This is a genomic window from Methylocystis sp. L43 (assembly GCF_015709525.1).
Taxonomy (GTDB): domain Bacteria; phylum Pseudomonadota; class Alphaproteobacteria; order Rhizobiales; family Beijerinckiaceae; genus Methylocystis.
The window spans coordinates 152295-171327 of the sequence record NZ_JADNRA010000033.1 but is presented as its reverse complement, the minus strand read 5'-3'; the positions used below and the strand labels follow the sequence as shown (position 1 = coordinate 171327).

Here is a 19033-nt window from a genome sequence, read left to right as displayed (position 1 = left end):
AGCATAGCCTGTCCGCCGCCCGAGCAAACGGCGCGGGCGAGGCTGTTGAACCCCGGCGCGGTCGAAAACGCAAGCGGCAGGCGCTCTTCCTTTTTGGCCGCGCGCGCCCATTTCGGAGCATGAACTCTTAAGGAGGCCGGCATGGGCGAGGCTATGGGCAAGGCTATGGGCGAGGGTATGGGTAAGGCTGCAGCCAGACATCCCTGGGGAAGCGTCCGCGACAATCCCGAGTTCAGTCGCTTCGAACTCGACATCGATGGCGAGACGGCGCTCGCCTATTACCGCATCGACAATGACGTGATGGTCTTCACCTCAACGCAGACGCCGCCAAGCCTGCGCGGTCAGGGCGTCGCCTCAGAACTCATCCGCAACGCGCTGGAATTTGCGCGGGCGCGCGGCCTGAAGGTTCAGGGCGATTGCGCCTTCGTCGCGGACTATGTGGAAAAACATCCCGAGTTCCAGGATCTGCTGCCTTAAGCGATTGACTCGCCGGCGGCCTTCTGTGCGCCGGTTTTAAAAAAAAGGCCTCGACACATGCGTCGAGGCCTCTTCATTTTGTTGCCTAGCTTGATGGCGCTGGCTTATTTCACCACCGGCATGGTGTAGGACAAAGCGCCGATATTGCCCTTGTCGCCTTTGAAATGCGCATGGCACATCACGCAGTTTTCGGACACGACGGGTATCCCCGTCGCCATGCGCAGATAGCGCTTGCCGTCCTTTTCCATGATCTCTTCATAGGCCTGCTCGCCGCCGCCGCGCAGCCTTTTCGCCGCCGTCTTTTCAAAGGCGTCTTTAGGCTCGTCGTCGGGATCGCCGACTTTGTCCGTCAGCCCGATCAGCCTGACGTCGTACCAGCCGTTCTTTTTCATCGCGGCGAAGAGCGCCTTGGCCGCCGACGCGGCGGATGGGTCCGACGGGTGTTTGACGTAAGTTTCGTCGATCAGCACCACGGCCGTCTTGAAGACGTCATCGAGCATTTTGATGTGCTGCCGCGTGCGCTCGATCTCGGGATCCTTGATCGGGGCGGCGTTTTCAGCGGATGCGACGAGCGTCACGCCGGCCAATCCGCCGACCATCGCAACCGCCATAACAATCTTTCTCTTCATACCCTTGGTCATCTCTTCCTCCCGGCCCCGGGCGACCGCCTGTGGGCGCATGGGCGCCAACTTCGCTCACGACTGCTGCGTGACGGTCATTGGATGAGGGCCGGCGGAAAAGGTTCCCGAATTTTTATGTGGCGATGACAATCGCGCCAAAACGGCGCGCACGCTTTGCGCGCAGCGCGCGCCTCCAAAGGGAAACGCCTCCATGACGAAAGGGCCGATGTCCTTCTCCAGCTGATCGCGAATGAGACGGCGGGCGCGATGCAGGCGAGTTTTTACGGTCTCCGGCCGCAGTTCGAGGATGTGCGCGACCTCGGCGACTGAGAGCCCCTCAATGACGCGCAGGACGAAAACCAGGCGAAAATCCTCAGGAAGCCTCTCGGTCGCCTGCTCGACGAGGCGCAGAATTTCGCGTTGGGCCAGAGATTTCTCGGGATCGTCGCAGTCTTTCGCCTGTGAAGAGAAAACGCCGTCCGAGTCACTTTTCTGCGCGCCGAAGACATGAATGAGCTTCGCCCGGCGCCTCATGCGCAGCCGCGCCGCGGCCTCGTTGATCGTGATCCGCGCGAGCCAGGTGGCGAGCGCGGCCTCGCCGCGAAATTCGTCGAGATGGGTGAAGGCCTTCAGGTAGGCCTCCTGGACCACGTCCTCGGCCTCGTGACTGTCGAGCACGATGCTGCGGGCGATGCGGTAGAGACGGCGATTGTTGTCCGCCATGATGAGGCGCAGCGCCTCTTCTTCGCCCGCCAGAGCGCGGGCCGCGAGCAAGCGTTCGTCTCGCTGATCGGTCTCCGGCGCGATTTGCGCCGCATGCGCCGTCCCGCCCATCAGATTGGTCCCTTTCGCCAATCAAGGATAGGCCTTCTCGCGCGCAACCATAGATCCAGTGGCGGCGCATTCATGCGGGCCAGCGGACCGGAGAACTTTACGCCTCCGCCTCGGCGGCAAGTTCCAGCCACTGTTCCTCAGCGGCGGCGAGCGCCTGCGCGAGTTCCTCACGTTGCGACGCCAATCGCGCCGCGTCACGCGCGCGCGGCGCGCAGTCATCGAGCATACGCCGAAGACAGCCAAGACTTTGAATGGCGATTAAGCCCCTACAGATTAGCAGAAACTCGGCATTTTTGGCTGGTGGCCGAACTATTTCGGCGGCAGCGTTTTAACAAAATCGACCGCGAGTTGCGCATAGCTGGAAAGCTGAGCATCGGTCCGAATAGCTTCGGGGAGTATTGTAGCCCATCCCTTCATAACCTTGCCCGTCAAGTCCATGGGCTTGACGCCTTCGCGGGTCAGTAACTCCTTAGCTCGCGTTTCGCCGACACGAAGAATGAGGTTCGTGTTGTGGACGCCGACGCACATGTTGCCGTTCAGAGTGAAGCAAGCGCCGCCAAACATGTGGCGCTCTTCGACGTGCCGGAGGTGCGCGAGAACAGCTCGTAATCGTTCAACAAGAGCGGGATCGGACGCCATTCGGGCCTAGCCCTTCATCATGGGCGGCATTTTTTCGAAGCGCGGCAAATTTGTATCGGAGATATCCCAAGAAGCGCCGCGGCTCGCGTAAACGATCATTTGAGGTTTGAACACTTCGAGATCGTCGAGGCTCGACGCCCTGAGGAAGATCAAATCGGGCATTGCGTCGTTTAGCGAATATATCGGTGCGCCGCAGCGAGGGCAGAAAGCGCGCGAGACCACATGCCCGCTGTCAGCCGGTTTGTCGTAGACGGTTACGTCCCCTGATATGGTCACAGAGGCGCCAGGAACGGCGAGATGCGAGCTATGACCCGTCCCCCGCTGCTCTTGCGGCAATCAACGCACTGGCAATGACCGGACATGAGGGGATCGGCGTTGCATTCATAATGGACAGCGCCGCAAAGACAGCGGCCTTGAAGGGTCCCGGCATTGGATTTCCTCCTCGATTGCGCGTTCATGTCGTACTAGATTAGAGTAGTGACTTGCGATTCACAAGTCACTATCAGCGAACGATGCGCGCCTTGAAAAAACTCAGGTCGGGATGCCCGATAGCGACCGCTCTCGATATTTTTGGCGACCGATGGACGCTTGTCATCATGCGCGATCTTGCAATGGGGAAAACGCGGTTTGGAGATTTTTCTCAGTCTCCTGAACGCATCCCTACGAACGTGCTGACAGACCGACTCTTACGATTGGAGGAATTCGGCCTTATCGAGAAGAGCCCTTATCAGGAACATCCAATCAGGTATGACTATGCGGTGACGCAGAAAGGAGCCGAATTGCTGCCCGTGCTGCAAGCCGTTTGCAAATGGGCGAATAAGCATCTGCCAGGCACATGGAAAACGCCGGATAAGTTTCTCTCGCTGAAGCCGTCAGATCTCACGGTTCGAAAAGCCAAAACCGGAGAGTAGGCTGACGCCACATCCGTTAAACTTCCGCCTCGGCGGCGAGTTCCAACCACTGTTCCTCAGCGGCGGCGAGCGCCTGGGCCAATTCCTCGCGCTGCGACGCCAGCCGCGCCGCCTCCTGCGGATTGCGCGCGAAGGCGTCGGGCGCGGCGAGCGCCTCGTCGACGCGGGCGATAAGCTGCGTGAATTTCTCGACGCGCGCCTCGGCGGCGGCGAGCTTGCGCCGCGCCTGCCCGGCGTCGCGGCGCTTCGGGGCCTCCTGCTTTGCCGCCTCTTGCGCCGGCGCAACGGGAATGCGCCTCGGCTCTTCGTCGCGCGATTTCGAGAGCACCTGCCGCGCATAATCATCCATATCGCCGTCGAAGGCGCGCACGGTTCCGTCGTCGACCAGCCACAGGCGATCGGCGCAGGCCTCGAGCAGATAGCGGTCATGCGAGACCAGCACGACGGCGCCCTCGTAATCGTTGATCGCCTCGATCAGCGCGGCGCGGCTGTCGATGTCGAGATGGTTCGTCGGCTCGTCGAGGATCAAAAGATGCGGCGCGTTGAAGGTGGCGACGCCGAGCAGCAGCCGCGCCTTCTCGCCTCCCGACAGCTTGGCGATGACGGTTTCGGCGCGCGCGCCGGAAAATCCGGTCTGCGCCGCGCGACCGCGAATGCGCGCCTCGGGGGCGCCCGGCATCAGCCGCGCGAAGACGGCGTAAGGCGTCTCGCCCTCATTCAGATCATCGACTTGATGCTGCGCGAAAAATCCCGCCTCCAGCTTAGGCGCGCGCACCATCTCGCCGGCGCAGGGCGAAAGCCGCCCGCCGAGCAATTTGGCGAAGGTCGACTTGCCATTGCCATTTGCGCCGAGCAGGCCGATGCGATCGTCGTTGGAGATCGACAGCGTGAGCCGCGACAGCACGACCCGATCGCCATAGCCGACCGCCGCTTTCTCCAGCGCGATGATCGGCGGCGACAGCGGCTTCTCGGGCGACGGCAGACGGATCGGCAGGACCGAATCGTCGACGATCGCCGCGATCGGCTCCATTTTGGCGAGAAGCTTCAAGCGCGACTGCGCCTGGCGCGCCTTCGTCGCCTTGGATCGGAAGCGATCGACGAAGGCCTGCAGATGTTTGCGCTGCTCTTCCTGCTTCTTGGCGCCCTTGACGGCGAGGAGCTGCGCCTCGCGTCGCTGTTTTTCGAAGGAGGAGTAGTCGCCCTTATAGAGCGTCAGCTTTCCCCGCTCGAGATGCAGAATATGCGTGGCGACGTCGTCGAGCAGATCGCGGTCATGGCTGATGACGACGACGCTCGCCGGATAGCGCGACAGGTAATCGACGAGCCACAGCGTGCCTTCGAGATCGAGATAGTTGGTCGGCTCGTCGAGAAGCAGCAGGTCGGGCTGCGCGAACAGCACCGCCGCCAGGGCGACGCGCATGCGCCAGCCGCCGGAGAATTCCGACAGCGGCCGGCGCTGCGCCGCGGCGTCGAAGCCCAGCCCGTGCAGGATGGCGGCGGCGCGGGCGGGCGCTGAATGGGCGTCGATGTCGGCGAGCCGCGTCTGAATGTCGGCGATGTCATGCGCATCATGCGCGGCTTCGGCCCGCGCCAGCAGGTCGGCGCGCTCAAGGTCCCCCGCCAGCACGAAGTCGATCAGCGCCGTCGGACCGCCCGGCGCCTCCTGCTCGACGCGCCCGAGCCTTGTGCGGGCAGGAATCGAGATCGCGCCGCTTTCCGGGGCGATTTCGCCGCTGATCAGCCGGAACAGCGTGGTCTTGCCGGCCCCGTTGCGGCCGACGAAGCCCGCGCGGGAGCGCCCCGGCAGGAATACCCCGGCGTGGTCGAACAGCAGCCTGCCGCCGAGCCGGTAGACGAGATCGTTGATCGTGAGCATTGCTGCGATGCTTTAGGGCCTGGCCCCAAGGGGTGCAAACGCGAGGCCATGCGCGGCGATCTGGCGCCGCCGGACGGCCTTGTCTTGCGCCGCCCGCGCCTCTATACACGCCCTCGCGCCGCCGCCATGCGGCCGCGCAGCCGCGCCCATCGTCTAGAGGCCTAGGACGTCGCCCTTTCACGGCGAAAACAGGGGTTCGAATCCCCTTGGGCGCGCCAATAAATCAATTGGTTAATGAAAAAGATTACGCCTAATCGGGGCACGTGCCCAACTTTTACCGATTAAGCATGGGCGAATGCGTCCGTTCGAGCTTTCGATAGTTGGATAGCTGCACTCGATTCCGGTGGCGAAAAGGAATCGTTCTAGGTCGGGCTTGAGCTACGTTTAGGAGCGTAGAATCTATGCCGCGCATGTTTATTCACCCGGCGTTTCTTACGAACGCCGCGGCGGGAGAATGCAGGTGCACATTGCGCTGGAGATATTCGAGAGGATGCGAGGGGCGCGAAGACGACGCGCGTTCTCATGCTCGGCGAAGAGTATGAGCCGTGATCCCAATGGACGCCCCGACGCCGCAGATTTAGCGACGGGGCGTTTTGCGTCTCTGGCTGGTTAGCAACTCTCGCCTCTCCAGAGGCGGTATTCATCGCGTTCGCGGTCCCCTTCCGCTGTATCCAAAATAATGCCCGCCATCGCCCGCGAAGCGCTCGGGGTCGAACCCCAAGGCGCCGATTGCACGGCTGTTGAGCCGGCCCGTGGCAGCCATTCCCTTGTCCTCTTGGAAATCCCTCAGTGCCTGCCGAGTGTTCGGGCCCCACTTGCCGTCTACACCGCCGACGTCGTGTCCGGCGTTCTTAAGCGCGCGCTGAATCTTACGAATTTGATTCGAGCTGAGGTTCTCCGCTTGGATGCGCTGCCGCATCTGACCAGTCTGTTCTCCTCTCCAGCCCCGGTCCTGACGCGTCGAATCCTGCTGCGGATACTGATTTCTAGACATTTGCCCTTCATGCCGCTGCTCGGCGAGGGCGGGAAGGGCGAGAGCAGCGGAGGCCAACATCACCATAGTAAAGCTTTTCATACTCTCTCTCCGAGCGTGAGTTCACCGATCCTCGCCACAACTGCGCAGAGAAGAAATTGTTTCATCCTTCTTGAGGGTTTCCGTTGTGAGGAGAGCACGCCGAGCATTGTCGGCGAAGGGTATCGCCATGTGGATGGAGGTGGGACAAGTACGCACGTGCATCGCCGCGGGGCTAACGACGCCAAGCTACAAGACGGGCCGCCGCGCAAAAGCGGGATCATAAATTCGAGCCTATCTACGCGAGCGCCTCCGCCTATCCGGCTTAAGCGGCTGCCGGCTATAGCGAGAGATTTAGCGATCGCGGAGATACAGGCGTCAAGCGGACGTCTGTTCGTTCTTAGTCCTGGGCCATTTCCGCTTCATCAGGGCGCGCTTCCGCTCTGCATCGGAATCTAAATGCGTCCTGCGCCGCCACATGGCCGCCTTCAAGGCGCTATGCGGTTCCCCGATGGACTCTTAAAATATTGATCGCCGCTTAAGCGAGAAATCAAGGAAGCAGCAAAGCCACTCGGCTTGCCCGGGCGTAAGCGCCGCTAGCTATCCGAGGGCTTGCGGCCGGAGTATCCCACATGTCGATTACCCGAGACATCGCATCGCATGAAAATGCGGTCGCTTATGGCGGCCTTATCGACGCCATAGGGGGCGTCGTCACAATCGTACTTGTGATTTGCGGTTTGGTTGGAATTTCGCCTCCCATGATGGTCGCCATCGCGACGATCGTGTTTGGCGTGGCGCTTCTGATTCAGGGCGGCGCAATGCTGTCCGAGTATGCGCAGATCGTGTTTCCCGGCGGCGAGGTTTTCGACTGCCTTCGTCTCTAATTTACCGCCGTTCGCATTAGCAGTGCGGGCGGCGGTTTTGCTTTTGTGTTAGGCGGACCGTCGTCGGACAGGTTAGCTGATGCAGGCGAAAGCCCTTGCAAATCAGCATGGGCATCGACCGTGGTTGGCCACGCCAAATCTTTTTCGCGCACTCCCCTTGGGCGCGCCAAATCAAGCGAGCGAATACGCGTGAAAGTCGTCCGAATCGACGGCTTCACTCATCTCAGGCCAGCCGCCTTCAAAATGGCGTCGGCGTCAGCCAGCCATACAGCGTCGTCTTCCTTGAGGCGCAAAAGAACGCGCCGCAGCGCGAGGGCTCCGTCAGGCGTGCCGACGACAAAGGGATGAATGCCGATGACCACAGTCGTGGCGCCTCGCGCCGGGTTGGCGCGAGCCTCGATTGCCAGTTCCGAGACATAGTCCAACCAGAGCGCCTCGATCTCTCTGGTCGTCTTCATCCGAGCGAGATACTGGCCCATGTCGACAGTCACGGCCGGATAGGGCAGCAGGATGACCGAACCTTCCGGCGTCTTCAAACGTGAGATGACATCCGAATCCATCTGGTCGAGCGTGTAGGCGACGCCTTCGGCCGCCATCGCCCGCTTCGTGTCGCGATTGGCGTAGACGCTCGGACTCGACCAGCCCGTCGGCCTGACGCCCGTGGCTTCGGCGATGAGATCCAATGTGCGGCGAATATAGGCCTTCTGCGCGGCGATCCCACTCCGGAGCGGCAGCATGCGGCTTGTGTTGTTCATGCCGTGCGCGACGATCGGCGCGTTCGGCAGCATCGAACGGAACTCCTTCCATACCGATGGATGCTTGCCGAAAAACGCCGCATTCACCACGATGGTGAGCGGCACATTGAGTTCTTTAAACAGCCGGCCGACGCGGACAACGCCCCAGTCGATCGCATATTGACGGAACGCCTCGTTCACGAGGTCAGGTTTGCGCGACGCAAGATCTGGACGGAAGATCGGACCTTGGCCGAAGCCGAACTCCTCCACGAAAAACGCAAAGCTGACGGCGACCTTTTTGCCAGCCGGCCAGGCGGCGGTGTGAATGGATTCGCGCTCGAAACCCGCGACGCGATCAATGCGATCTTGCGCACCGCTCTCGAGAGGAAGCAGAGCGGCAAAAAGGAGCGCAACTCCTGCGATAAAACGAGCTCCAGGAGCCTTTCGCGCCGTGATCCTGGCTACAGGATTTAAATTCACGGAAGATCGCTCAAGCTCTTCGCGCCGGGCCCCGGCGTGATCAGCGTCGGCCATTGGCGCGAGCCGAACGGCACTTGCGGCGGCAGGACCACATTCATCTTGCGCTTCGCGTCTTCGTCGATGATGGCTTGCCGCGCATCTCCGCCCATCAATTCGAAATCCATGAGATGATAGTCGCCAAAAAATGCGGCGCCCACCGATCGATCGGCGATGATGCGCGTCAGCGACTCCAGCATATCGTCGGGCGTCGTGGTGAAGGATATCGTCTCGATCAGCATCAAGCGATCATTGATGGCGTCAGGGCCGAAGAACTGCGCGAGCACGCTAAACAGGACGTTGTTCTGGCGCGCGACATAGATCGTATTGCTGGCCGCATAGGTCTTGTCCCAGTCGGCGCCAAGCATCTCTTTCCAACCGGCAATGACATCCATCCAATGGGCGACCTGGGTCTGCGCCGCCCAGGCGATGTTTTTCTTCAGCAGCGGCGACTGCTTCTTGGCGAATTTTTGTAGTCCTTCCGTTGAGATCGCGTTGCTTTTCAGGCACTCGTCCATGAACGCGATATTGTTCTGCAGAATGCTTCGATTGTTTGTTCGCCAGTCTTTTTGCATGCCGCTCGCGTCAAGCGTGTCGAGCGCGGATTGCATGCGGCTCCTATACGCCGCCAACGCGGCGCGCCATGTCGTGTCTTTGGGACTGTTCAGATACGGAACGACGACTTCGGCCAACGCCATGGTGCTGTGGCCAACCGATTTCAGCAACTGATAGACGATCGGCGCCTGCGGCGCCTCAATCGGCGCCATGCCGGGGCGATAAAGGATAAATCGCCCTCCGGCGCCGGAAAACAGTCCGAGAATAATTGGATGTTTGGCGAGGATGTTTTTCTTGAAGATCTGCGCGGCGTCGCCATACAGCTGGAACATCGTCGTATTCAGCTGCAGCAGATTTTTGTTGGCGATGTCGGCCGGGCTGGCCGTCTCGACGCCGACAAGTCCTGTGAAGGAGCTTGGCGCCTCCGTCGCGCACGCGGGCGAAGCCGATAATCCAAAGACGACAACCGACGACAGCAGCTTGCGGAGTCCGCTCGTCGTGAGCGTGGTGGGCATCATGAGACTCTCCAGTTCGATGAGGACAGCATAGGCGCGGCGTGGACGGATGATAGATGCGGGGCATCGTGTGATCGCCTCACCGGAAGGCGCGCAGGGTTCGCTTATCCTCCACTATTTCGGGCACACTGCCCCGGTGTTGATCCAAGCATCGACGAGCGCCCCCGCTTCCTTCTGCGTTCCCGGCGCGGGCTGGCGGCCAAATCCTGGCGACCAAGCCCAACCTACGAGCGTGTCCTCGCCAATGTGACGCGCAAGCGCGTCCAGAGAACGGCCGCCATTGCGCGCCTGATCTTTGATCTGCGCACAGATCTCACCGAGCGTTTTGCCTTCCCAGCCCATCACACGCGGCGCGAGACGCCATTCGTGGTGACCGGGAACGCGGCCGGGCTCAAAATTGGCGTCCTGATGGCAGATCGGACAGCGCATCGCCGGGAGGCCTCGGCCATCCGGTCCCCGCTCGACCGGCGGCTGGTGAATCCGGCCCAGTTCACCCTGATGCGGACGATCGCCGGCGGGATGGCAATTGACGCAGCGTGGACTGGTCAGGACTTTGCCGAGTTCGGTAAACAAAGCCGCGGACCGCGTCGCGGCGTCGCCGATGCCGGCAAATGTTTCTGGAGTTGCGAGCGTCGCCGATCGGCTGTCGGACATCGCGCATGTCATTAGCCCCACGACCGCTGCGAGAACCGCAAATTTCATCTTCGGTCCCCCTCCTGCGCCGCACTCCTGCGAAACGCCGTTTTCGCTACGTCAGATATCGTCCCGGATCGGCGAGAACGACGTCGCGCACCGCCTCGTGATACTTGATGTAGCCCGTGCACCGGCACAGATGACCGTCAAACGCGTCAGCGATCGTTTTCTCGAGATCGTCGCGCGCCACCGGCGTCTTCGCCAGACGCTCCAGCAGAACCTGTCCCTCGTTCAAGAAGCCGGCTGTGCAATAGCCGCATTGGAACGCGAAATGCTCGATGAACGATCTTTGCAGCGCAGTGAGTTCGCCGTTCGTCGCATGGCCTTCCACGGTTCGAATGGACTTCCCATTGAAGCTCGCCGCCGGAACGATGCAGGTTGGACTCGTGTGGCTCGTCCCGTCCGGGTCGTCGATGATCACTGCGCAACTGAGGCACTGCCCGGCGCCGCAGCCAAATTTGGTGCCGGTGAGTCCAAGGCGCTCGCGCAAAAAATCATTCATGGTCAGCTCGTCGCGCACCTTCACGGGGCCGTAAGCGCGCCCATTGATCCTCATGCGCACAGTCGTCACGTGAGCGCTCCCTTGAGCTCTTGTTGAGTCACCGGCAAGGCGTGGAACCGACGCCCCGTCGCGTCGAAGATCGCGTTCAACAACGCCGGAACGATGGGAATCATAACGACCTCAGCCATGCCCTTTGGCGGATCGTTCGGCAGCGGGGGCAATATTTCGATCTCGAGTCCTTGCAAAGGGAGGTCCGACCCGCGCGCAATCAGGTATTGCCCGAGATTCCATTGCCCATTGCCGGGTCCATCTTCATAAAGCGGCAGCGATTCGAGCAGCGCGTAGCCGACGCCCATGGCGAAACCGCCCTGCGCCTGACCAAGCACGATTTCGGGCGTCAGCGCTCGACCACATTCGAGGACAGTATATGCCCGGTCGATGCGCAAGGCGCCGGTGTCGCGTTCGATCTCGACACGAACCAGCGCGCCGCACAACGATGTGTAGGAGGTCCCGATCCGGTTGAACACGGTGGGCGGGTATTTGACGTCGACGCGATCTAAGCGAACGAATTTTCCTGAGCCTTTTCGCACCGCCAGCGCATCAATTTCCGCCGTCCACTCTTGTCCGCCGATCGCAAAGGTCGCTTTCGACCATGACCAGCGAGAGAAGCTGTGCGCCATCGCCGCTGTCACGCCTTTGCGCGCATGGGCCCTTGCGGCGATCTCCGACAGCCGCAAAGGTCTCAACGCCGGCATCGTGAGCCGCCCCTGCTCCCAACGCGCGGCGTCCCATTTCGCGACTCTCGGATCGGTTGGCGCGAGTCCCCACAGTTCGAGCGCCGCGGGCCACAGCCCGAACCGGAAGATGACGCGGGCGGCTTCCGACGCCGAATGAGTCCCGACGTGCGCGCCGATCGAGGAACTGGTTGGCGAACTGATCGCCGGAACCCAGCGCGGATCGCGTTGCGCGGCGTCCTGCGTCGCCTGATCCATCGTGTAAGGGTCGCCGGAGGTGACGAGCCCGAGCGCCGCGAAACGGTCGACTTCGGCGACGGCGACTTCGTCGGCGACGGCGCCGAGATGGGCCGCGACTCGGTTCGCAAGCGCCGTCCCTATGCCGTTCCCCATCTCGACGTGATCGCAGTGGATCGAGATCCGACCCTTTGGGTCGAGCTCAACTGACGACAATGAAGTGTCGGCTCCGCTGCCGTAATCCTTGGTGACGCAAGCCACGCCCGTGCCGATGACACTCCCCGGGCGCCGTCCACGCGCTTTCTCTTCGGCGCGCTGTCTCCAGATCGCATGCTTTTCGAGTCTGTCGAGGATCTCGGGCGTGCGAACCACGACGTCATAGGTGTTGCCCGCCATCGTCCGACCGCCGGTCTTCAGCGCGTTGCGTCGGCGAAATTCGATCGGATCGATCGCCAGCGCCGACGCCGCCTCGTCAATCAACACTTCCAGCGCGGTCATCGTCTGCAGCGTGCCATAGCCGCGCATCGACCCTGCCGTCACGCCGCGTGAATGCAGCGCGACTGTAGTGACGTCGACTTTTGGCACATCGTAGATGCCGATCGCGGCGTTTGCGGAAACCGCCGCCACGCTGGCCGAATAATTGGCGAGGCCGCCGCCATTCAGCACGTGATCAGCGGCGAAGGCGGAGATTTTGCCTGTCGCTCGATCGACGCCGATGCGCGTGCGCATCTTGAACGCATGCCGCTTAATTCCCCCCTGGAACTGCTGATAACGATCTTGGGCGAGCCGCACGGGGCGACGGGGAAGGAACATCGCCGCCAGCGCGACGTAAAGCGGGAACGGCGTGTGGTCGCGCCCGCCAAATCCGCCGCCCATATAAGCGAAATGCGCGTTGATATGCGCCGGCTTGAAGTTGGCGCGGGCGTTGCCCAGCAGAGTTGCGACTGAGGTTGCGGCGTCGTACGGCGACTGCACGCCGAGCACGAGTTCGAGGTTTTTGCGGTCGGCGTCATACCAAGCAAGACCGCATTCGGGCTCGAGAAACATTGGATCAACGGATTGGGTCTCGAATTCGCGGTCGAGAACGAGAAGATTTGGAGTGTCGGCCTCAAGGTCCGCGCGGATCTGTTCGCCGTAGCTCGCCGCATTGGCGTAGGCGGCCCCTGTCGGCACGGGGAGCCGCGCCCATATTGGGCCGCCCCCGTCTTGAAAGAACCCTGGACTGACCCAGCCATCCTTGACCGGCGAGTACACGTCGGGCGCGTCAGGCGTCGCGCCGGCGACGCGCGTGAATCGAAACGCGCCGTAGTCGCGCTCGACGACGGGGCCAGTTTCCGCGCCGAATTTCAGGAGCGTTTCGTTGCGTAAGGCAAGCCGCGCCTGATCGAAATTGTCGAAGCTTTCATAGATCAACAAAGCCGCCGGCTGACCAAGATACAAGGGCGTCTTGCCGACGGGGCAGAACAGGTCGCCGGAATAAAATTTAGGAACGCGAGCGCCGATGCGCGCGAGATCAGCTGCGGTAACGATCACGGAGGGTTTCAAAGCGCCGCTCAAGCGCGCGAGATCGACGCCCTCGTAGATGTGCGTGGCGTTCGCCGTCCGAATGAGCATGGCGTGCGCGGTATGCGTCGGCCATCCCGGGAGATCCGCAGCGCGGAAATCGGACGCGTAAAGCTTCGCCCCCGTGACTTTGGCGACTCCATCAATCCGCCCCTCGCCCGTGGCGGCCGGATTCCAGCGTTGTCTTCCAGGCAGCGTCTCACGCGCTTCAAACCCGGGTTCCTTGGCTAACGCCAGACGCGACAGGCTGAGAGCAATGCCGCTCGCGGTGACCAGTTTGGCGAACTCGCGTCGAGAAGCATCCACGCTCCGACCTCTTGGTTCCACCTCGGCGATCGCCAACGGCGATGCTTTCATTCGCACGGGCACAGATCGCCAGCAAGCTCGGCTCTCCGCGCGTTGGTCTCTACAGGGGCTGATCCCCCGGAGATCAACCCGACTAAATGCAGTCGCCGTAAGTGGCGTTGCGCGGTTGGGTTCTCGCCAACAGCATCGACGCTGTCGCCGTCGTCGATTACAGCGAAGGGATCGCGCCGCGACGAAGTCGCAGGCCGACGAGCCTCGCGCCCGCTACGCCGCGGCGCGCAGTTGCGCGACCCGCACCGGCACGGGCGGATGCGAGAAATAGAAGGTGGCGTAGAGCGGGTCGGGCGTCAGCGTTGCGAGGTTGTCGCGCGTCAGCCGCGTCAGGGCCGAGATCATCGGCTCCTTGCCGACGATATCGCGGGCGAAGGCGTCGGCTTCGAACTCCGCCCGGCGCGACCGCCACGCGAGCAAGGGCGACAGGACATGCGAGATCGGCTCTCGCGCAAGCAGCAGCGCGACGAGCACCACGCCGGGGTCGTTCGGCAGGCCGAACCAGCCGGCGAAGACATCCGAGCCGAAGGCCCACCACAGCACCGCGAAACCGACGAAGGCGATCGCGGCCGCCAGCGCCAGCATCTGCCGCACATGGCCGAATTTGAAATGGCCGAGTTCATGCGCGAGAATCGATTCGATCTCGTCCGGCGAATGTTTCTCGAGCAGCGTATCGAAAAAGACGATGCGCTTGGCTTTGCCGAAGCCGCTGAAATAAGCGTTGCCATGCGTGGAGCGCGTCGAGGCGTCCATCACATAGAGGCCTTTCGACTCAAAGCCGCATCTGGCGAGCAGCGCCTCCATGCGCAGCTTCATGGCGCCGTCTTCAAGCGGCGAGAATTTATTAAAGAGCGGCGCGATGACGGTCGGATAGATCACTGTCATCGCAATCGCGATGGCGATGAAGACGACATAGGCGATGAGCCACCATGTGTTGGGGGAGGCGCCCAGGAGCCAGAACATGCCGAAGAGCAAAGGCGTCGAAATGGCGAGTTCCAGCGCGCCGGACTTTGCTTGGTCAACAAGAAACTTTTGCGGCGTCAGCCGATTGAAACCGAACTTTTCTTCGAGCCAGAAGGCGCGCGCTGCGGCAAAGGGCATGTCGATCAAGCTGCCGATCACGCCGAAGACGAGAACGAAAAGAACGCTGCGAACGAGGCCAGGTTCGACGAAGGCGGCGATCGCCGCGTAAAGCGGCGCGAGCCCCAGCGCCAACCACGCGATAGAAACCACGGCGTCGAAAATTGTTTCGGCGACGGAAAATTCTGTTTTTGCGATCGTATATTCGGCGGCGCGGCGATGCTCGTCGAGCGTGACTTCTTGCGCGAAATCCGCCGGCACCTGATCGCGATGAGCCTCTACCGTCGCCGTCTGCCGCATGCGCAAATAAACGCCGAGGGCTGCCGACGCGGCGATCGCCAGGCAAATCACGACGCCCATTGCGCTCATGCTTCTCTCCCGCAAACTCTCCTGCGGCAATATAGGAGAGCGCCGCCTGCTTTGCGAGAGCGCCGCCTTATGTCGCGCCGAGCTGGGCCGCTGCGCGCGCGCTCGTCGCTTCTCTTGACCGTTGCAGTGTGCAACCCAAGCCTGAACACAGTTACGTCAATCGGTCTGCGACACTGCGGTTGCAGGGGGTCGATCGATCCGCCACGAGAACGCTGGTCGATTCTGCTCGACGTCTATAATTTGGCGTGACGCCTGCGACTCTCCTTAAGCTGGGAACGCCATCACGCGGAGGCGCGAAACGGAGTTCGCCATTGAGACTGTCGTTCGCCATCGCGACTATCGCCGCCCTTCAAGGAGCGGCCGGCGTGTCTCTCGCCGCCGCCGCCGCCCATGCCGACGCGAGTCCCTTTCTCGCGACCGCCAGCCAATTTCTAATGATCCACGCCGCCGCCGGCGTCGGCCTCGCGGCGCTTATAGGCACGGCCCCGCGAGCAAAAGCGAATTGGCTCGCCGCGATTGCGCTGGCGCTCCAGGCGGGAGTCACGCTGTTCGCGAGCGACCTTGCGGCGCGGGTCTTCTTATCGGGGAGACTGTTTCCTCTCGCCGCGCCGATCGGCGGCGGGCTGACGATCCTGAGCTGGTGCGCTCTCGCCGTCTGGTCGGCGTTCGCCATGTTCGGTGCAAATTCGGCTCAAAAGCCGCCCGAAAGCTAGACAACTGCGGCGTTCCGCCCCACCATTTACTCATGTCGGTTTCAAGCTCCGGCCTTTCTTCCTCGGCCGCTCAGAGAGATGACTCCCAGCGCACGAGCGATCCTTTGCTCGGGCGGCGGCTGCTGATCGTCGAAGACGATCCCTATATTGCGCTGGCGCTGGAAGAGACGCTCGCCGAATTCGGCTTAGTTATCGCGGGGATGGCGCGCAGCGTCGACGAAGCGGTGCGGCTGTCCCGCGAAGACGGAGTCGATCTGGCCTTGCTCGACGTCAATATCGGCCACGAAAGGATTGATCCGGTCGCCGACGCGCTCGCCGCCCGCGGCTGCCCCTTCATTTTCACGACCGGATGCGGGCGCGCAGGGTTGCCCGAGGCGCATCTTGAGCACGCCATGGTCGAAAAACCGTTCTACGTCGAGGAGATCCTGACCGCGCTCCGCAGCGAGCTGTCGCGCGCCGAAGCGCGCTAGGCTCGGCCTTTCGCCACTATATCGCCGCCCTTGGCCGCGACAAGCGACGTCCGAAGACTCGCTTCAGGAGCACGGCTGCTGCCCTCCGCCATAACCGACAAGCCTTCCGCATCGCTGAAAGCGCGCCGCCCTTCAGGCGCTGCGCTTCGACTGTTGGCGACGGCCTTGGCGGCGGGGGCAACCCTGGCGGCGATCGCCGCCGTCGTCGCGCCATGGCTGTTCTCGCCCGGCGCGCTCATGGACGCCGTCGCCGACCAGCTTCAAGGCTCTTCGGGGCTTTATGTCGCCGCGCGCGGCCGAACGAGTTTCTCGCTTTTTCCGCGTCCGAGCATCGCCGTAGAAGGCGTCGCCTTCGCCGATCGCAATGGCGCGCTGCTCATCGAGTCGAGCGAGCTTCGCGGCGACGTCGACGTTCTGCCGCTGATCGCGGGGCGCCTCAAAGTCGCCTCGGTGAAGCTCGTCCGGCCGCGCGCGCACATCGATCTTGATAAAAAGCCGGCCGGCGCGCCCGGCGCAGCCGCAAGAGCAGCCGCCGCAAAGCCGGCGACGCTCGAAGCCGCGGCGGCCGATAATGTGCGGTTTGGGGTGGTGTCGATCGTCGACGGCGACGCTCGGATCACCTACCGCGGCCGCGTCTATGCGCTGGAGCGAATCAGCGCGAATTTTGAATGGCGCCGCATCGGCGAGGCGGCGGCTCTGACGGGCGCGTTCGATTTGAACGGCGAACGGCTCGAGGCGATCTTCTGGGTCGCGCGTCCGGGAGCGCTGTTGCGTGGAGAACCGTCCGTCGTGACCGGCCGGCTTGACGGCGAGAGCCTTCGGGTTGAAGCGCAAGGCGTGGGACAACTCGGCGCCAACGCCCGCTTCGAGGGGCGCGCCGCCGCCAGCGCGCCTTCGGCGCAACAGGCGCTGCAGCTCTTTGGCGTCGCCGCGCCCCTGCCCGGCCCCTTCACTGACGCGCAATTCTCCGCGCAGGCGACGCTCGCGCCCGGAGAAGCGCACTTCAAGGGCGCACGTCTATTCGTCGACGGAAATGAATTTCGCGGCGATATCGACCTTCAGAAAGAGGATGGCCGCCCGACGCTGACGGCGGCGCTCCAAAGCGAGTTCCTCTCCCTGCGGCCGTTTCTCGCCGACGCGCCGCCGCTTGTCGCGCCGAACGGACAGTGGAGCAGGCAGCCGTTCGATCTTCCGGACCTCTCCGGCGCCGACGTCGATCTTCATCTCGCCGTCGGCCACGCCAGGCTGGGCCGGCTCAAGGTCGAAGACGCCGCCATCGAAGTCACGTTGCGCGACGGCGCCGCGGAATTCGCGATAACACAGGCGCACGCCTATCGCGGCGGACTCAAGTTTCGGGCGTCCATCGCGCCTTCGCCCAACGGGCTGGCGCTGCGCGCCAATGCGCAGACGACGGCGGTCGAAGCGGGCCCGCTGCTCTGGGACGCCTTTGGAAAACCCGTTCTGGCGGGAGCGCTCAACGCGTCTCTCACGGTCGACGGCGTCGGCGACCGAATGGCGACGCTGATGCAGAACCTGAACGGGCGCGCCAGCGTCGCTCTGGTCGACGGGGAGATTTCCGGCGTCGATCTCGAGAAAGCGCTGCGCCGACTGGAGACTCGGCCTCTATCAAGCGCCGTCGACATCCGCTCGGGCCGCTCGACGCTCGACGCCGCCAGCGCCACTGTAGAGATAGAGAACGGCGTCGCCGACATCGCCAAGGGCGTCGCACGCGGACCTGGCTTTACGCTTGCCTTCGGCGGCTCGGCGCGCCTCCCGGAGCGCCGTCTCGCGGTCAGAGCCGTTGCGCGCGAAGCTGACGGCGCCGGACAGACCGCCGAGTCAGCGCCAGGCATCGCGCTCGACATCGCCGGCCCCTGGGATGAATTGGCGTTGGGGCTGGACGCGCAAGCCTTCATTCGCCGTTCCGACGCGGCCGCGCCGCTGCTGCCGCGACCGGATCCGCCGCCCACCGACGGACCGGCGGCGCGATGACGCGAGAAGGTTAGACGTCCTCCAGCTGCGTTTCATGCAGCAGTTTTGTCAGTTCGTCAGGGATATCGAGATAGCGGAAGCGGCGAAGCTCGAAACCAACCTCCACGACGCCCCAGGGCGGCGCGTAGGTCCGCCAGGGCGAAACTTCCCCAAGAATGACGACGTGACCGCCATCAATGCCGCGGGCGATCCGCGCAACCGTGTAAATCCCGCCGCGGGCCAAGCCCTCGCAACGGCCATAGGGGCCCGCAGTCGCGTCTACGCAAACTACCTCGGCGCCGGGAGGCGTTTCAGGACTAATCATCTGGCGACCTCGTTCTGCGGCGCGATGAACGCGCGCTCCTAAAATTAATTATGGAGCGCGCGTCGGCCGACGAAAGAGCCGACGCGCCGCATAGCGATCACCAGACTTTCAAAAAGCCTAAAAAGCCTCTCTTCAGCTTCTTGCGGTCGAGCGCGCTGAGTTCGTCATAGACGCGGCGCGCCGACGCCCGCAATTCCAGAAGCCTGTCATCCGAGACGTCGAAATCAAGAACGGCGGATTTCAACTCGCGGCGCGCCTGGTCCAGCCGCGCCTGCGCATCCGCAATCAACGCATTCAGCATCATTACCCTCTTCGATGTGGTGTCGCGCCAACTATACCGCAACTGCGAAGAAAACGAACCCAGATGCAGCGCGTGTCGGCGCCGCGCGGTCCGCTTCTTCTGCGCTATCGTTAAGCGCGCGCCTTCAAATTGACGGCGCCAATTT

General features: G+C 62.7%; 21 protein-coding genes and 1 tRNA gene. 7 read left to right on the top strand and 15 right to left on the bottom strand.

Annotation, left to right across the window (positions count from 1 at the left end; all coding sequences use genetic code 11):
• Positions 1 to 165 precede the first annotated feature (165 nt).
• On the top strand, positions 166 to 477 hold the full coding sequence (locus IYX23_RS14275) for a GNAT family N-acetyltransferase (RefSeq protein ID WP_196393478.1): 312 nt from the start codon (positions 166 to 168) through the stop codon (positions 475 to 477).
• A gap of 104 nt (positions 478 to 581) precedes the next feature.
• Here IYX23_RS14275 and IYX23_RS14270 read toward each other — a convergent pair whose 3' ends face one another.
• From IYX23_RS14270 to IYX23_RS14255, 5 genes are all read right to left on the bottom strand, one after another.
• The gene (locus IYX23_RS14270) at positions 582 to 1118 is read right to left on the bottom strand and encodes a DUF3365 domain-containing protein (protein WP_196393410.1); all 537 of its coding nucleotides are present in this window, start codon (positions 1116 to 1118) and stop codon (positions 582 to 584) included.
• A 54-nt stretch (positions 1119 to 1172) separates the two neighbouring features.
• A complete protein-coding gene (locus IYX23_RS14265; RefSeq protein WP_246716812.1) occupies positions 1173 to 1952 on the bottom strand; it encodes an RNA polymerase sigma factor in 780 nt (259 codons plus the stop codon).
• Between the two features lie 76 nt (positions 1953 to 2028).
• On the bottom strand, positions 2029 to 2157 hold the full coding sequence (locus IYX23_RS20520) for a hypothetical protein (protein WP_281431791.1): 129 nt from the start codon (positions 2155 to 2157) through the stop codon (positions 2029 to 2031).
• Between the two features lie 83 nt (positions 2158 to 2240).
• Positions 2241 to 2570 (bottom strand): TfoX/Sxy family protein, encoded by a 330-nt coding sequence (locus IYX23_RS14260; RefSeq protein WP_196393408.1) that lies wholly within the window; start codon positions 2568 to 2570, stop codon positions 2241 to 2243.
• A 6-nt stretch (positions 2571 to 2576) separates the two neighbouring features.
• Positions 2577 to 2846: a GFA family protein gene (locus tag IYX23_RS14255; RefSeq protein ID WP_348643668.1), complete on the bottom strand. Its 270-nt coding sequence runs from the start codon at positions 2844 to 2846 to the stop codon at positions 2577 to 2579.
• Positions 2847 to 3082: 236 nt separating this feature from the next.
• Here IYX23_RS14255 and IYX23_RS14250 point away from each other — a divergent pair, with 236 nt between their 5' ends.
• A complete protein-coding gene (locus tag IYX23_RS14250; protein ID WP_196393407.1) occupies positions 3083 to 3481 on the top strand; it encodes a helix-turn-helix domain-containing protein in 399 nt (132 codons plus the stop codon).
• A gap of 16 nt (positions 3482 to 3497) precedes the next feature.
• Here IYX23_RS14250 and IYX23_RS14245 read toward each other — a convergent pair whose 3' ends face one another.
• The gene (locus IYX23_RS14245) at positions 3498 to 5357 is read right to left on the bottom strand and encodes an ABC-F family ATP-binding cassette domain-containing protein (RefSeq protein WP_196393406.1); all 1860 of its coding nucleotides are present in this window, start codon (positions 5355 to 5357) and stop codon (positions 3498 to 3500) included.
• Between the two features lie 142 nt (positions 5358 to 5499).
• Here IYX23_RS14245 and IYX23_RS14240 point away from each other — a divergent pair.
• A tRNA-Glu gene (locus tag IYX23_RS14240) sits at positions 5500 to 5575 on the top strand.
• A 422-nt stretch (positions 5576 to 5997) separates the two neighbouring features.
• On the opposite strand, the gene IYX23_RS14235 is transcribed toward IYX23_RS14240, so the two are convergent.
• Positions 5998 to 6432 (bottom strand): peptidoglycan-binding domain-containing protein, encoded by a 435-nt coding sequence (locus IYX23_RS14235; protein ID WP_196393405.1) that lies wholly within the window; start codon positions 6430 to 6432, stop codon positions 5998 to 6000.
• A gap of 569 nt (positions 6433 to 7001) precedes the next feature.
• Between IYX23_RS14235 and IYX23_RS14230 the strand changes: the two genes are divergently transcribed.
• Positions 7002 to 7253, top strand: a complete 252-nt coding sequence (locus IYX23_RS14230) for a hypothetical protein (RefSeq protein ID WP_348643666.1) — start codon at positions 7002 to 7004, stop codon at positions 7251 to 7253.
• Positions 7254 to 7471: 218 nt separating this feature from the next.
• Here IYX23_RS14230 and IYX23_RS14225 read toward each other — a convergent pair whose 3' ends face one another.
• From IYX23_RS14225 to IYX23_RS14200, 6 genes are all read right to left on the bottom strand, one after another.
• Positions 7472 to 8467, bottom strand: a complete 996-nt coding sequence (locus IYX23_RS14225; protein WP_196393404.1) for a polysaccharide deacetylase — start codon at positions 8465 to 8467, stop codon at positions 7472 to 7474.
• Positions 8464 to 9576, bottom strand: a complete 1113-nt coding sequence (locus tag IYX23_RS14220) for a hypothetical protein (RefSeq protein WP_196393403.1) — start codon at positions 9574 to 9576, stop codon at positions 8464 to 8466. Before IYX23_RS14220 ends, IYX23_RS14225 begins: the two co-directional genes overlap by 4 nt.
• A 111-nt stretch (positions 9577 to 9687) precedes the next feature.
• A complete protein-coding gene (locus tag IYX23_RS14215) occupies positions 9688 to 10275 on the bottom strand; it encodes an Isoquinoline 1-oxidoreductase subunit (protein WP_196393402.1) in 588 nt (195 codons plus the stop codon).
• 46 nt (positions 10276 to 10321) lie between these two features.
• Entirely contained in the window at positions 10322 to 10837 is a 516-nt protein-coding gene (locus tag IYX23_RS14210) for a 2Fe-2S iron-sulfur cluster-binding protein (protein ID WP_196393401.1), read from the bottom strand.
• On the bottom strand, positions 10834 to 13659 hold the full coding sequence (locus IYX23_RS14205) for a molybdopterin cofactor-binding domain-containing protein (protein WP_196393400.1): 2826 nt from the start codon (positions 13657 to 13659) through the stop codon (positions 10834 to 10836). Before IYX23_RS14205 ends, IYX23_RS14210 begins: the two co-directional genes overlap by 4 nt.
• A gap of 213 nt (positions 13660 to 13872) precedes the next feature.
• A complete protein-coding gene (locus tag IYX23_RS14200) occupies positions 13873 to 15108 on the bottom strand; it encodes a M48 family metallopeptidase (RefSeq protein ID WP_196393399.1) in 1236 nt (411 codons plus the stop codon).
• Positions 15109 to 15419: 311 nt separating this feature from the next.
• Between IYX23_RS14200 and IYX23_RS14195 the strand changes: the two genes are divergently transcribed.
• The 3 genes from IYX23_RS14195 (at position 15420) to IYX23_RS14185 (ending at position 18283) form a co-directional block, all read left to right on the top strand.
• The gene (locus IYX23_RS14195; RefSeq protein WP_196393398.1) at positions 15420 to 15821 is read left to right on the top strand and encodes a DUF423 domain-containing protein; all 402 of its coding nucleotides are present in this window, start codon (positions 15420 to 15422) and stop codon (positions 15819 to 15821) included.
• A gap of 104 nt (positions 15822 to 15925) precedes the next feature.
• Positions 15926 to 16291: a response regulator gene (locus tag IYX23_RS14190; RefSeq protein ID WP_018407617.1), complete on the top strand. Its 366-nt coding sequence runs from the start codon at positions 15926 to 15928 to the stop codon at positions 16289 to 16291.
• A gap of 153 nt (positions 16292 to 16444) precedes the next feature.
• Entirely contained in the window at positions 16445 to 18283 is a 1839-nt protein-coding gene (locus IYX23_RS14185) for an AsmA family protein (RefSeq protein WP_246716805.1), read from the top strand.
• A 10-nt stretch (positions 18284 to 18293) separates the two neighbouring features.
• Here the strand turns inward: IYX23_RS14185 and IYX23_RS14180 are convergent, their stop codons facing one another.
• Together IYX23_RS14180 and IYX23_RS14175 are read right to left on the bottom strand one after the other, a co-directional pair.
• A complete protein-coding gene (locus IYX23_RS14180) occupies positions 18294 to 18587 on the bottom strand; it encodes a hypothetical protein (protein WP_196393396.1) in 294 nt (97 codons plus the stop codon).
• Between the two features lie 97 nt (positions 18588 to 18684).
• Complete coding sequence (locus IYX23_RS14175) at positions 18685 to 18891, bottom strand: hypothetical protein (protein ID WP_246716804.1); 207 nt, start codon at positions 18889 to 18891, stop codon at positions 18685 to 18687.
• Positions 18892 to 19033: the final 142 nt, after the last annotated feature.